We start from the raw sequence: 13,089 nt of genomic DNA, 5'->3' as shown, positions 1-13,089 counted from the left end.
GGGAGGGGGGCGCATGGTCCGACGTGCGACGGCCCGGATCGCGGCCGGACTGCTCACCGTCCTCCTGCTCGCCCTCCCCTTCGTCGCGTCCGGCACGTCCGCACCACCGTTCGCACCCGCGCACACCTCAGGTCACACCGAGGCCAGGACCGGGGCCGGAATCGCTCCCTCCGCCGCCGCGGCGCGCGACGAGCGCCTCACCCACCGCGACTGCGACCGGCCCGGGGCACCCTCCGCTCCCCTGCGCACCCGCGACCGCGCGCGGGCCGTGGCCGCCGGCTCCGCGCCCCAGGGTGCCGAGCGCGCGCGGACGGCCCAGCTCGACACCGTCCCGCTCCCGCCGTCCACGGCCGGGGCGGCCCACCGCCCGTCGAGATCCCCGGCGGGCCACTCCCCGGCGGCCCTGCAGGTCTTCCGCTGCTGAGAGGGACGCAGAACAGCGCCTTCCCCACCTGTCCTGCACGTCCGACGCGCCCCCCCACGGCGCGCCAGGAGGAATCATCATGCAACCCCTCATCGACCCCGCCCGTTCGTCCGGACACCGCCCTGAGGAGTTCGCCCGCCCCGCCGGAGGCTCGTCCCCCGGCGCCCCCCGCACCACCTCCCCCGGCCCCCTGGCCCTCCCCGCACCGATCGCGGACGCCCGGTGAGGCGCGCCGCGACCCCCGGGTCCTCCCCGCCGCCGAGGTTCCCGCACCTGCGCCAGGACCTCGCCGCCTCGCTCGTCGTGTTCCTCGTCGCGCTCCCGCTGTGCGTGGGCGTCGCCGTCGCCTCCGGTGTACCGGCCGAACTCGGCCTGGTCACCGGCATCGTGGGCGGCCTGGTCACCGGCCTGCTGCCCGGCAGCAGCCTGCAGGTCTCCGGGCCCGCCGCCGGTCTGACCGTGCTGGTCTTCGAGGCGGTCGACCGCTTCGGGCTGCCCGCGCTCGGCGTGGTCGTACTGGCCACCGGACTGCTCCAGCTGCTCATGGGCGCCCTGAAGTGGGGGCGCTGGTTCCGGGCGATATCCGTCTCGGTCGTCGAGGGCATGCTGGCCGGCATCGGACTGGTCATCATCGCGGGCCAGTTGTACGCGGCGGCCGGCCTGAAGGCCCCCGCCTCGGGCCTCGACAAGATCCTGGGGCTGCCCGGGGCCACGGTGGACGCCGTCGGCAGCACCGGGGCGCTCGCCTCGCTGGCGGTGGGCGCGGGCACCGTCGTGGTGATGGTGGCCTGGCGCAGGCTCCCGGCGCGGGCCCGGGCCGTGCCGGGCGCGCTCGCCGCGGTCGTCCTGGCGACGCTCGCGGTGCTCGCGCTCGGCCTGCCCGTCGCGACGGTCGAGGTGGGCGGCCTGCTGTCCGCCGTCCAGCCGCCCGGCGCCGACGCCTTCGGCGGGCTGGCCGACCCCGGGCTCCTCGGCACGATTCTCGCCTTCACCCTGATCGCCTCCGCGGAGAGCCTGTTCAGCGCGGCGGCCGTGGACCGGCTGCACACCGGTCCGCGCACCGCGTACGACAAGGAGCTGATGGCGCAGGGCGCGGGCAACGCGGTGTGCGGCGTGCTCGGCGCGCTGCCCATGACCGCGGTGATCGTGCGCAGCTCCGCCAACGTCCAGGCGGGCGCCCGCACCAAGGCGTCCCGGGTCCTGCACGGCGCGTGGCTGCTGCTGTTCGCGGCGCTGCTGCCGTCCGCGCTGGCGCTGATCCCGCTGCCCGCGCTGGCCGGCGTCCTGGTCCACGCGGGCTGGAAGCTGATCCCGTTCCGCGGCGTGGCCGCGCTGTGGCGGCGGCACCGCGGTGAGGCGCTGATCCTGGTGGTCACGGCGGTGTCGATCGTCGCGGTCAACATGTTCGAGGGCGTGCTCATCGGTCTGGCCCTGTCCGTGGTCAAGACCGCCTGGGAGGCCTCGGCCGTGAAGCTGGAGGTCGTCGACAAGGGCGCCGGCCCGATCCGGGCGCACCTGGCGGGCAACGCCACCTTCCTGCGGCTGCCGAGGATCCTCGACAGCCTGGAGGCCCTGCCCCAGGACCGTCCCGTCGAGCTGGACCTGTCCGGCCTGCACCACCTCGACCACGCCTGCCGCACGGCGCTGGAGAACTGGGCCGAGCGGCACAGCGCCGCCGGCACGGAGCCGGTCCGGATAACCGCCCTGCGCTGAGCGACCGGGGCCGCGCCCGCCGTCCGGTCCGGGCAGGGGGGCGTGGCCCCGGACCGGAGGCGGGGCATATCGTGGCATAGCAGGCATCCAGACCTCGGGACCTCGGGTGAAGGAGGTCGTCATGCTCCAGGAACTGGTGACGGCGGCCGTCGCGGTCGGCGCCGGCGGGGTCGCGTACCTCCTGGCGGGCGCCCGGGTGATCAAGCAGTACGAGCGCGGGGTGGTGTTCCGGCTGGGCCGCGTCGTCGGCGACGTGCGCTCACCGGGCTTCACCACGGTGGTCCCCGCGGTGGACCGGCTGCGCAAGGTCAACCTGCAGATCGTGACGATGCCGATCCCCGCGCAGGAGGGCATCACCCGCGACAACGTCACCGTGCGGGTGGACGCGGTGGTGTACTTCCGGGTCGTCGACGCGGCGGCGGCGATCGTGAACGTCGAGGACTACCGCTTCGCGGTCTCGCAGATGGCGCAGACCTCGCTGCGGTCCATCATCGGCAAGAGCGAACTGGACGACCTGCTGTCCAACCGGGAGAAGCTCAACGAGGGCCTGGAGCTGATGATCGACAGCCCGGCGATCGGCTGGGGCGTGCAGATCGACCGGGTCGAGATCAAGGACGTGTCGCTGCCGGAGTCGATGAAGCGGTCCATGGCCCGCCAGGCCGAGGCCGACCGTGAGCGCCGGGCCCGGATCATCAACGCCGACGCCGAGCTCCAGGCGTCCAAGAAGCTCGCCGACGCCGCCAAGGAGATGTCGGACCAGCCGGCCGCGCTGCAACTGCGACTGCTCCAGACGATCACCGCGGTGGCCGCCGAGAAGAACTCCACCCTCGTCCTGCCCTTCCCGGTGGAGCTGCTGCGGTTCCTGGAGAAGGCCCAGCAGCAGCCGCCTCCTCCACCGCCCGTCGGGCCGTGACACGGGCGCCGGGCCTGGTTCCCGGGGCGCTCTCCGGGTGGTAGACACAGCGGGATCACCGTCCCTGTCCGCCAGCAGGAAGGTTGTCCCCGTATGTCCGCGACCCGTCGTCAACTGCTCGCCCGCACCGGTGCCGTGGGAGCCGGCATCGTGTTCGGCGGGGCCCTCGCCGAGCTCTTCGCGGGCACCGCCGCCGCGCAGCCCCTCGGACGCACCGGCTACGGTCCCCTGGTCCCCGACCCGAACGGCCTGCTCGACCTGCCGAAAGGATTCCGCTACCGGGTCCTGTCCCGCGAGGGCGACCCGCTGCGCTCCGGCGAGGGCCCGGTCCCCTCGCACCACGACGGCATGGCCGCCTTCGCCGGCCGCCACGGCCGCGTTCATCTGGTCCGCAACCACGAGAACCGCGTCGACGCCCGGGTGCCCGTCCCCGTGATCGACGGCCTGACCTACGACCCCGCCGGCAAGGGCGGCTGTACCGCGCTGGCCCTGGACGCCCGGGGCGAGGTGGTGTCGGAGCGGGTCGCCCTGGCCGGCACGGCCGTCAACTGCGCGGGCGGGCCCACGCCCTGGGGCACCTGGCTGAGCTGCGAGGAGACCGAGGACCGGGCCGGCACCAACGGCTACACCAAGGACCACGGCTTCGTCTTCGAGGTCGACGGCGCCGACCCGCACCGCTCCGGCGCCGTCCCGCTGACCGCGATGGGCCGCTTCCAGCACGAGGCGATCGCCGTGGACCCGCGCCGGGGCGTCGTCTACGAGACGGAGGACGCGTTCCTGAAGCCGTTCGGCCTGTTCTACCGCTTCCTGCCCGAGAAGCCGCTCGGCGGCCTCGGCTCGCTGCGGGCCGGCGGGCGGCTCCAGGCCCTGCGCGTGCCGGACGTGCCCGACCTGTCCTCGATCCAGGAGACCGGAACCACCTTCGACCGCGTCGAGTGGGTCGACGTGCCCGACCCCCTCGCCCAGGGCACGCCCGTGCGCCTCCAGGACTTCGGGCCGCGCGGCATCACGCACGCGCAGAAGCTGGAGGGCTGCTACTGGGGCGGCCGCTCGGTGTACTTCGTGTCGTCGTTCGCGCGGGGTGCCGACGGCTCGGCCGCGGACCACTTCGGCCAGATCTGGCGCTACGACCCCGACCACCACCGCCTCACCCTGGTGGTGGTCTTCGGCCCCGACACGGACGTGCGGCTGCCCGGCGAGTCCCCCGACAACATCTGCCTCGCCCCCAGCGGCGGCCTGATGGTCTGCGAGGACGGCAACGGCGCCCAGCACGTCTTCGGCGTCACCCGTCACGGCGAGGTCTACGCGATGGCCCGCAACGCCCAGAACATCGGCACCGCCGAGCAGCCGGAGTGGGGCGAGTTCGCCGGGGTCACCTTCTCCCCCGACGGACGCACGATGTTCGTCAACTGCTACACACCCGGCACCACGTTCGCCGTGACGGGCCCCTGGCACGGCTGAGCCACGGGGGTGACGCCCGCGGAGGGGCGCCCGGACGGTCACACCGGTACGACGATCACACTCGTATGGTCATGCGGTGATCGTTCCCGTACGCCGTCTCACGGTGCTCACCGCACTCTGCGCCCTCGGCGCCGCCCTCGCCGCCTGCGGCACCGCCCCGGGGCCCGGCGCCGCCCCCGCACCGCACGCGCCGAGCCCCGCCCGGGCCTCCTCGGCGCCGCCCGCCCCGCCCGCGCCGTCCCGGCCGCCCACGCTGGCGCCGGGACCGGCGGGGCTCACGCCCGTGTTCGCGCACGCGCCCCGCACCGCGGGCCGGACGGTCGCGCTCACCTTCGACGCCGACATGACCGCCGACCAGGGCCCGCGCGCCGCCGCCGGGGAGCACTTCGACAACCCCGGCCTGATCCAGGCGCTGCGCACGCTCAAGGTGCCGTCGACCGTGTTCATGACCGGCCGGTGGGCGGAGCAGTACCCCGACCAGGCCCGCGCGCTCGGCCACGACCCGCTCTTCGAGGTCGCCAACCACTCCTACAGCCACTACGCCTTCACCGCCGACTGCTACGGCCTGCCGACCGTCCCCGAGGACCGGATGCGCGCCGACGTGGAGCGGGCGTACACGGCGTTCCGGGCCGCCGGGATCACCGACGCCATGCCGTACTTCCGCTTCCCCGGCGGCTGTTACGACCAGCGGGCGCTGCGCGCGGTCAGCGGCACCGGCGTCACGGCCGTGCAGTGGGACGTGGTCAGCGGCGACGCCTTCGCGACGGACGCGGACGCGGTGGCCCGGCAGGTGCTCGACGGGGTGCGGCCGGGGTCCGTGGTGGTCATGCACTGCACCCGCAGCGCCGCGCCCACCACGGAGCGCGTGGTCCGCTCGGTGGTGCCCGAGCTGCGCCGGCGCGGCTACCGCTTCGTGAAGGTCTCCGAGCTGATCGGCACCGCGGGCGCCCGCCGCTGAGCGCGCCCGGCCGGTTGCGTGGCCGTCCTACGCTGGAGCCATGAGCGACGAGAAGGACGGCACCGGCGGCACCGACGAGACGTACTGCCTGATCGACGCCACCCGGCCGCCGAAGGCGGACGGCCCGCCGTACGCGGAGTGCGTGCTGTGCCGGGAGCCGACGGAGTACCCGGAGTCGTACAAGGGCATCACGCTGTGCCCGGTGTGCGAGTGGCAGGAGGCGCAGCGCACCGCCTGCTCGGGCTGACCTGCGCGAGGCCGCCGGCGGCCCCGCGTCTAGGGTGGGGCGGTGTGAGCGATGCCTATCAGTCCCCCGCCGACAGCCCGTTCCGCCACGCCGCCGAGGAGCGTGACCGCGCCCCGCAGTTCGTGCTGCCGATGGTCGTACGGATCGAGAAGGCGGCACCGCCCGCCCGCACCGACGCCCTGGAGACCGCCGCACGGGCCGTCCTGGTGATCCTGGGTGACGCGCGCTCCTCCGGGGACGGCGAGTGGGCCGAGGCGGTGCGCGACTGGCAGGACGCCCGGATCCGCAAGGTCGTCCGGCGGGCCCGGGGCGCCGAGTGGCGGCGGGCCGGGGCGCTGCCCGGGATCACCGTGACGGGGAAGTCGGCCGAGGTGCGGGTGTTCCCGCCGGTGCCGCTGGACGGCTGGCCGAAGGACCTGGCCAGGCTCCAGGTGTCCGGGACCGACCTCGACGACCCCGAGGCGCCGGAGCCGGCGGACCCCGGGGTCCCGGTGCTGTGGCTCAACCCCGGCCTGGAGATGTCCGCGGGCAAGGCGATGGCCCAGGCCGGGCACGGGGCCCAACTCGCCTGGTGGGAACTGTCCGGGCGGGAGCGCACGGCCTGGCGCGAGGCCGGCTTCCCGCTCGCCGTGCGCACCGCCGCCCCCGACCGCTGGCAGGAGCTGACCGGGAGCGGACTGCCGCTGGTCAGGGACGCCGGCTTCACGGAGATCGCGCCGGGCTCCTGCACGGTGGTGGCGGACCACCCGGCCCTGCGCTGAACGCACCGGTCCGCCGGAGGCGAGCGGTCCGGTCCCCCGGGCGAGAGCCCGGGTGCGGCGCCAACCTCAAATGTTCCTCTGAAGGTGCCCGCGGGGCGGTTCGCCGCCGCGCGCCGGGGCCATACCCCGTTCACCACGGAGGGGGCAGGGCAGGAGGAGGGGACCATGGTGCGACTGGGGACCGGCATCGGCTGGCGGCCGGAGATCGCGGACGCGGTGGAGCGGATGCCCGGCGTCGACTGGGTCGAGGTGGTCGCGGAGAACCTCTGCCCGGGCCACCTGCCCGAGTCGCTGGTGCGGCTGCGCGAGCGCGGGGTCACGGTCGTGCCGCACGGCGTCTCGCTCGGCCTGGGCGGCGCCGAGCGGCCCGACGAGGGGAGACTGACCGCGCTCGCCGAGCGGGCCGAGGCGCTGGGCGCCCCGCTGGTCACCGAGCACATCGCGTTCGTCCGGGCGGGCGGCCCGCTCACCGCGTCCGCGCCGCTGGAGGCCGGTCACCTGCTGCCGGTGCCGCGCACCCGCGACGCCCTCGACGTCCTCTGCGCGAACGTCCGCATCGCCCAGCGGGCCCTGCCCGTGCCGCTCGCCGTGGAGAACATCGCCGCGCTGATCTCCTGGCCCGGCGAGGAGATGACGGAGGGCCAGTTCCTGTACGAGCTGGTCGAGCGCACCGGCGTACGGCTGCTGATCGACGTCGCGAACCTGCACACCAACCACGTCAACCGCGGCGAGGACCCGGCCAAGGCGCTCGCCGAGCTGCCGGTGGAGGCCATCGCGTACGTCCACGTCGCGGGCGGGGTCGAGAAGGACGGCGTCTGGCACGACAGCCACGCCCACCCGGTGCCGCGCCCGGTCCTCGACATCCTGACCGACCTCGCCTCCCGCGTGGCACCGCCCGGGGTGCTCCTGGAGCGGGACGAGGACTTCCCCGGAGCGGGCGAGCTGGAGCGGGAGTTGACGGCGATCGGGGAGGCCGTGCGGGCCGGGTCGCGGACGCGGGGTGCGCAGCCGGTGGCCGAAGGGGTACGCGGGGCGGTCGTCGAGTCGGCACCCGAGGCGCCCGGCGCCGACGACGAGGCCGGGGAGCGGGTCCGGGAGCGGGTGGCGCTCGCGCAGACCGCGCTGCTGTCCGCGCTGGTGGCGGGGACGCCGGTGCCGGAGGGATTCGACCGGACGCGGCTCGGGATCCAGGCACGGGCGCTGGCGGCCAAGCGGGCGGGGGTGGTGGCGAAGGTGGCGCCGGAGCTCCCGGCGGTGCTGGGAACGGCGTACCGGCCGGCGTTCCTGTCGTACGCGCAGAGCCGTCCGATGCGGGGCGGCTACCGCCAGGACGCGCTGGACTTCGCGGAGTGGGCCCTGCTGAGCGGGGGCCTGGCGGAGGGGCGCGCCAAGCGGGAGTTGCGGGAGTGGTGGCTGGACCGGTCGGGTCCGGCCCCCCGGCGGCGGTCGCGGGTGACGCGCGTGGCCCGCATGGGGCGGGTGCTGATGCGCCGTTAGCGGCGCGGCGCCCCCTGCGCCGGACCGCGCACCCCGCCGGGACGTCACACCGCCGCCACACCGTGTCCGCATGGCGAACAGGGCATGGTCACGCGGGGTGTTCCTGGCATAGAAACACCGCATGTTCCGGGTTCTCCTGCTGGTGCTCGCCTGGGCCGTCGCGGGTGCGGCGTGCGCCCGGCTGTGCCTGGCCGCCGTGCGCGCCGCCGCGCTCGACCGGCGCGACGCGGGCGCGGGCCGCGCCCACGATCTGACGCTCTACGAGGCCGCCTTCCTGTCCGGCGGTCCGGCCCGGGTCGCCGACCTGACCATGGTGGCGATGGCGCGGCAGCGCCGGCTGCTGCTCGCCCACACCGGCTGGGCCACCGTCGTGGACCCGCGCGGCCGGGACGAGATGGAGCGGTCCGTCATAGGCGCCATCGGCCCCGGGGGCCAGTCCCGCATCGCGCCCGTGCGCGCCGCCGCGGCGGCCGCCGACGCCGTGCGCGGCCTCGCCGACCGGCTGGTCGGCGCGGGGCTCGCGGTGCCCGCCGGGGCGCGGACGAACGTCGCGGCGGGCGTGCGCCAGGTGCGGGCCGCCGCCGTCGCCGTGCTCGTGCTGGGCGCGGCGGCGCTGCTGGCGCCGGGCGGCTCCGAGCCGCCCCGCTCGCTGGTCGCCCTGTGGTTCGCGCTGCCGCTCGCCCTCACGCTGGGCTGCCTGGTCATCGCGCGCGGCGAGGCGGGCCCGTACGCCCCCTGGGCCTCCCCGGCCGGGCAGCGGCTGCTCGGCGCGCTGGCCCGGCGCCGCGGCGAGGGCGACGACCACTCCTACCTGACCTCGGTGGCCGTCCGGGGCGTCCGCGCGGTCGGCGGGCCGGAGCTGCGGGCGGCGTTCGCACACCGCGAGGCGTACGAGCGGGACTGACGCGCGGCGTACGAGCGGGACTGACGCGCGGCGCGAAGCGCGCGACCGACGCGCGGCGTGGGTGCGTGACCGACGCGCGGCGTGCGCGGGGGGCGTACGGGGGCATCGGCGCCGACACCCGCCGGCGGTGCTTGCCTCGCCCCACCCCCGCACCAACCATCCCTTCTGTCGCCGCCGCGCACCGAAGGGACCCGCGATGCGAGCTGCCGCCCTCCACACGGCCGCCGGAGCCCTGCTCCTGTCCATGCTCACCGCCGTCCCGGCGGCCGGCACCCCCGCCATCCCCGGCTCCCCCGGCTCCCCCGCAGCCACCGGCATCGCCGAACGGCACGGCACCGCGGTCGCGGCCGCCCGCGCCGCCGCCACCGGCATCGACTTCGGCGCCTGCCCCGACGCCGAGGACCTGCCCGCCGGCATCCGGTGCGGCACCGTCACCGTGCCGCTGGACTACGCCCACCCCGACGGCCGGCAGATCGAGCTCACCGTCAGCCGCGTCGAGGCCACCGGCAAGGACTCACGGGCCGGTGAGCGGCCCGTCCCCCGGCAGGGCGCGCTGGTCTTCAACCCGGGCGGGCCCGGCGGCTCGGGGCTGTACTTCCCGCTGATCGGCCTGCTGCCCGAGTGGAAGCGCCTGGGCGCCGCCTACGACCTGGTCGGCTACGACGCGCGCGGCGTGGGCCGTTCTGCCCCGCTGTCCTGCGAGGACCCCGGGCACTTCTTCAAGGGCCCGGCGCCGGCGCCGACCCACCCGTCCGAGGCGTACAAGCGCGAGCGCATCACGCGGGCGAAGGCGTACGCGCGGGGCTGCGCCGAGCGCTCCGGCGACGCCCTGCGGCACTACCACTCCCTGAACAACGCCCGCGACCTGGACGTGCTGCGCGCCGCGCTGGGCGAGGACCGGCTGACCTTCATGGGCGCCTCCTACGGCACCTACTTCGGCGCGCTGTACGCGACGCTGTTCCCCTCGCACGTGCGGCGGATGGTGTTCGACGCGCCGGTGGACCCGGACCCGGAGCACGTCTGGTACCGCGACAACCTGGCCCAGTCGGCGGCGTTCGAGGCGCGCTGGGCGGACTTCCGCGACTGGGTGGCCCGGCACGACGACGTGTACGGCCTCGGCGGCACCCCGGAGGAGGTGCAGCGCAGCTACGAGCGCGCCCGCGACCGGCTGGCCGCCGAACCGGCGGGCGGCACCGTCGGACCGGCCCAGCTCCAGGGCGCGTTCCTCCAGGCCACGTACTACGACGACTACTGGCCGCACCGCGCCGAGGCGCTGTCGGAGTACCTCAGGGGCCGGCCGGAACAGCTCGTCGCGCAGGCCGGGCCGGTGGGGCAGGCGGCCGCCGAGGCGGAGAACGGCCGCGCCGTCTACACGGCCGTGGAGTGCAACGACGCGCCCTGGCCGACCGACTGGCGGCTGTGGGACCGCGACAACACCCGGCTCGCGCGCGTGGCGCCCTTCGAGACGTGGGACAACGTGTGGGCGAACCTGCCCTGCGCCTACTGGCCGGCGCCCCGGCAGCGGCCGCTGGACGTGCGGACCGCACCGGGCGAGCTGCCGCCGACGCTGATCCTGGCCGCCGAACGGGACGCCGCCGCGCCCTACGAGGGGGCGCTGGAGATGCACCGGCGGCTGGCGGGCTCGGTGCTGGTGACCGAGCGGGACGCCGGAACCCACGGCATCGCCGGCGGGCCCAACCGGTGCGTCGACGGGCACCTGGAGGCATACCTCCTGGAAGGGCGGCTGCCCGTGCGGCGGGCCGCCTGCGCCGGGCGCGCGGAGCCGGAACCGCGCGCCCCGGCGAAGTGAGGCGGGGGAGCACCGGACACGTCCCGGTGCTCCCCCGTACCTGTTCCGTGCCCCGCTCGGGCCGGTCCGCCCCGGGCGCGGCCGCTCAGGCCAGGCCGGCCACCAGGTCCGCCACCGACTTGCGGCGGCCGGTGTAGAACGGCACCTCCTCGCGCACGTGGCGGCGGGCCTCCGAGGCGCGCAGGTGACGCATCAGGTCGACGATGCGGTACAGCTCGTCGGCCTCGAAGGCGAGGATCCACTCGTAGTCGCCGAGCGAGAACGAGGCGACCGTGTTGGCGCGCACGTCGGGGTAGCCGCGGGCCATCTTGCCGTGGTCGGCGAGCATGCGGCGGCGGTCCTCGTCGGGCAGCAGGTACCAGTCGTAGGAGCGCACGAAGGGGTAGACGCTGACGTAGTCGCGCGGCGTCTCGTCGGCGAGGAACGCCGGGATGTGCGAGCGGTTGAACTCCGCCGGGCGGTGCAGCGCCATGTTCGACCAGACGGGTTCGAGGGCGCGGCCGAGCCGGGTGCGGCGGAAGAGGTTGTACGCCTCCTGCAGCTGATCGCTGGTCTCCGCGTGCCACCAGATCATCAGGTCGGCGTCGGCGCGCAGGCCGGAGACGTCGTAGGTGCCGCGGACCGTGACGTCCTTGGCGGCGAGCTGGTCGAAGAGCTCCTGCACCTCGTCGGCGTAGCCGGAGCGGTCCTCGGGGAGCACGTCCTTCAGCCTGAAGACCGACCAGAGCGTGTAGCGGATGACCTCGTTGAGGTCCTTGGCCAGCTTGCCCTTGTTCGGGATCCTGCCGGGCTCGGTGGTGGGGGCGTCGTCACTCATGCCCTCATTCTCCCGCTCCGCCGTGCAGGCTCTGCACCGGGTCGGCGGTGAGCCGCTGCACACCGCGCGGGTCCCCGGCCAGCTGGTCCACGGCCGCGTACGCGCTCGCGACGCAGGCCGGGATGCCGACGCCGTCGTACTGCGCGCCGCACACGGCGAGGCCGGGCAGCCCGGCGACGTGCTCGCGGATGCGGGCCACGCGCGCGTGGTGGCCCACGGGGTACTGGGGCAGGCCGTCGGTCCACCGGGTGACGAGCCCGGCGACCGGAGCGGCGGTCAGACCGGTCGCCTCGCGCAGGTCGTGGCGCGAGACCTCGACCAGGTCGGCGTCGTCGCGCCCGAGGACCTCCGTCTCGCCGTAGCGCCCCACGGAGGTGCGCAGGACGAACAGCTCCGGGTCCTCCCGCGCGCTCCAGGCCCACTTCTGCGCGGAGAACGTCGACGCCTTGATGGTGCGGCCGTCCACGGGCGGCACGAGGAACCCGCTGCCCTGCGGGAGGGACACGTCCGCGCGGCGGTAGGCGAGGGTGACCAGGGCCATGGAGGCGTACTCGACGGCGCGCAGCTCGGCGGCCGCCCCGGGGCACTCGGCAGCCAGCAGGCCGGCGGCGGCGGGCGCGGGGACGGCGACGACCACGGCGTCGGCGGGCAGCACCAGGTCCCCGGCGGTGACCCGCCAGCCCCCCTCGGCGTCCCGGCGCAGGCCGGTCGCGGCCCGCCCGGTGAGGATCTCGCCGCCGCGCGCGGTGACGGATGCGGCGACCGCGAGCGGCAGGGTGCCGATGCCGCCCTCGAGGCCCAGGAACACCGGCCCGGACTGCGCGGCCGCGGCGGTCTGTCCCTGGACCGCCCGCACGGCTTCGGTGAGCGAGGGGTGGGCGCGGGCGGCCCGGAAGAGCTGCGGGACCGCGGAGCGCATCGAGAGGCGGTAGGCGTCACCGGCGTACACCCCGCCGAGCAGCGGCTCGACGAGGCGGTCGACGACCTCGCGGCCGAGGCGCGCCGCCACGTACTCCCCGACGGCCACGTCGTCACCGACCTCGGTGGGCGGCAGGTCCGCCTCGCGCGCGATGCGGGCCAGGCCCTCGTCCGACAGCACGCCCGCGAGGGCGTCGGCGGTGCCGGGGACGCCCATGACGTGACCCTTGGGCATGGGGCGCAGGGCGCCGCGGGTCCAGATCGCGGCGGTCGATGTGGCGGGCGGCTGGAGCCGGTCGGCGAGGCCCACCTCGCGCGCAAGGCCGACCGCCTCGGGGCGGCGGGCCAGCATCGACTCGGCGCCGAGGTCGACGCGGACGCCCTCGATCCGGTCCGCCACCAGCTTGCCGCCGAGCCGGGTCCCGGCCTCCAGGACGGTCACCCGGGCCCCGCGGTCCAGCAGCCGGTGGGCGGCGGCGAGCCCGGCGATGCCGCCCCCGACGACCACGACCCGCTGCCCTGTTCCCGTACGCGCTGCGCTCATGGCTCCACCTTCTCAGACGCCACCGACAGTCCCGCGCGGCCCCGTCCGGTCCCCCGCCGGGTCCGCACCGTGACCTGTTCGGGACCTCTTCGGGACCCGGCACCGCCAACGTCCCGGCGCCC

At 75.9% G+C, this 13,089-nt stretch carries 13 protein-coding genes; 11 read left to right on the top strand and 2 right to left on the bottom strand.

Going from position 1 to position 13,089, the window contains the following annotated elements; translation table 11 throughout:
- Positions 1 to 13: 13 nt before the first annotated feature.
- The 11 genes from E4U91_RS26790 (at position 14) to E4U91_RS26745 (ending at position 10,688) form a co-directional block, all read left to right on the top strand.
- Positions 14 to 424, top strand: a complete 411-nt coding sequence (locus E4U91_RS26790; RefSeq protein WP_137309191.1) for a hypothetical protein — start codon at positions 14 to 16, stop codon at positions 422 to 424.
- Between the two features lie 79 nt (positions 425 to 503).
- Positions 504 to 650 carry a hypothetical protein gene (locus E4U91_RS38170; RefSeq protein ID WP_168218160.1) on the top strand — a complete coding sequence of 49 codons (147 nt, stop codon included), beginning with the start codon at positions 504 to 506 and terminating at the stop codon, positions 648 to 650.
- Positions 647 to 2,137 carry a SulP family inorganic anion transporter gene (locus E4U91_RS26785; RefSeq protein WP_137309190.1) on the top strand — a complete coding sequence of 497 codons (1,491 nt, stop codon included), beginning with the start codon at positions 647 to 649 and terminating at the stop codon, positions 2,135 to 2,137. Before E4U91_RS38170 ends, E4U91_RS26785 begins: the two co-directional genes overlap by 4 nt.
- A 121-nt stretch (positions 2,138 to 2,258) precedes the next feature.
- Positions 2,259 to 3,050, top strand: coding sequence for a slipin family protein (locus E4U91_RS26780; protein ID WP_137309189.1), 792 nt, complete (start codon positions 2,259 to 2,261; stop codon positions 3,048 to 3,050).
- A 93-nt stretch (positions 3,051 to 3,143) separates the two neighbouring features.
- Positions 3,144 to 4,511, top strand: coding sequence for an alkaline phosphatase PhoX (locus tag E4U91_RS26775; protein ID WP_137309188.1), 1,368 nt, complete (start codon positions 3,144 to 3,146; stop codon positions 4,509 to 4,511).
- 76 nt (positions 4,512 to 4,587) lie between these two features.
- A complete protein-coding gene (locus E4U91_RS26770; protein WP_174867864.1) occupies positions 4,588 to 5,469 on the top strand; it encodes a polysaccharide deacetylase family protein in 882 nt (293 codons plus the stop codon).
- Positions 5,470 to 5,509: 40 nt separating this feature from the next.
- Positions 5,510 to 5,716 carry a hypothetical protein gene (locus E4U91_RS26765; protein ID WP_137309187.1) on the top strand — a complete coding sequence of 69 codons (207 nt, stop codon included), beginning with the start codon at positions 5,510 to 5,512 and terminating at the stop codon, positions 5,714 to 5,716.
- Positions 5,717 to 5,760: 44 nt separating this feature from the next.
- Positions 5,761 to 6,477, top strand: a complete 717-nt coding sequence (locus E4U91_RS26760; protein ID WP_137309186.1) for a peptidyl-tRNA hydrolase — start codon at positions 5,761 to 5,763, stop codon at positions 6,475 to 6,477.
- 165 nt (positions 6,478 to 6,642) lie between these two features.
- Entirely contained in the window at positions 6,643 to 7,974 is a 1,332-nt protein-coding gene (locus E4U91_RS26755; RefSeq protein WP_137309185.1) for an MbnB/TglH/ChrH family RiPP precursor modification enzyme, read from the top strand.
- 121 nt (positions 7,975 to 8,095) lie between these two features.
- Complete coding sequence (locus E4U91_RS26750; RefSeq protein ID WP_137309184.1) at positions 8,096 to 8,878, top strand: TIGR04222 domain-containing membrane protein; 783 nt, start codon at positions 8,096 to 8,098, stop codon at positions 8,876 to 8,878.
- A gap of 196 nt (positions 8,879 to 9,074) precedes the next feature.
- The gene (locus E4U91_RS26745) at positions 9,075 to 10,688 is read left to right on the top strand and encodes an alpha/beta hydrolase (protein WP_137309183.1); all 1,614 of its coding nucleotides are present in this window, start codon (positions 9,075 to 9,077) and stop codon (positions 10,686 to 10,688) included.
- 85 nt (positions 10,689 to 10,773) lie between these two features.
- Here E4U91_RS26745 and hemQ read toward each other — a convergent pair whose 3' ends face one another.
- On the bottom strand, positions 10,774 to 11,505 hold the full coding sequence (gene hemQ, locus E4U91_RS26740; protein ID WP_067229357.1) for a hydrogen peroxide-dependent heme synthase: 732 nt from the start codon (positions 11,503 to 11,505) through the stop codon (positions 10,774 to 10,776).
- A 4-nt stretch (positions 11,506 to 11,509) separates the two neighbouring features.
- Positions 11,510 to 12,967, bottom strand: coding sequence for a protoporphyrinogen oxidase (gene hemG / locus E4U91_RS26735; RefSeq protein ID WP_137309182.1), 1,458 nt, complete (start codon positions 12,965 to 12,967; stop codon positions 11,510 to 11,512).
- Positions 12,968 to 13,089 lie beyond the last annotated feature (122 nt).

This window comes from Streptomyces lasalocidi, assembly GCF_005280215.1.
In the GTDB taxonomy this organism is placed as follows: Bacteria; Actinomycetota; Actinomycetes; order Streptomycetales; family Streptomycetaceae; genus Streptomyces; species Streptomyces longwoodensis.
Note: the sequence above shows the minus strand (reverse complement) of the source record. Positions and strands in the feature narration are given on the sequence as shown.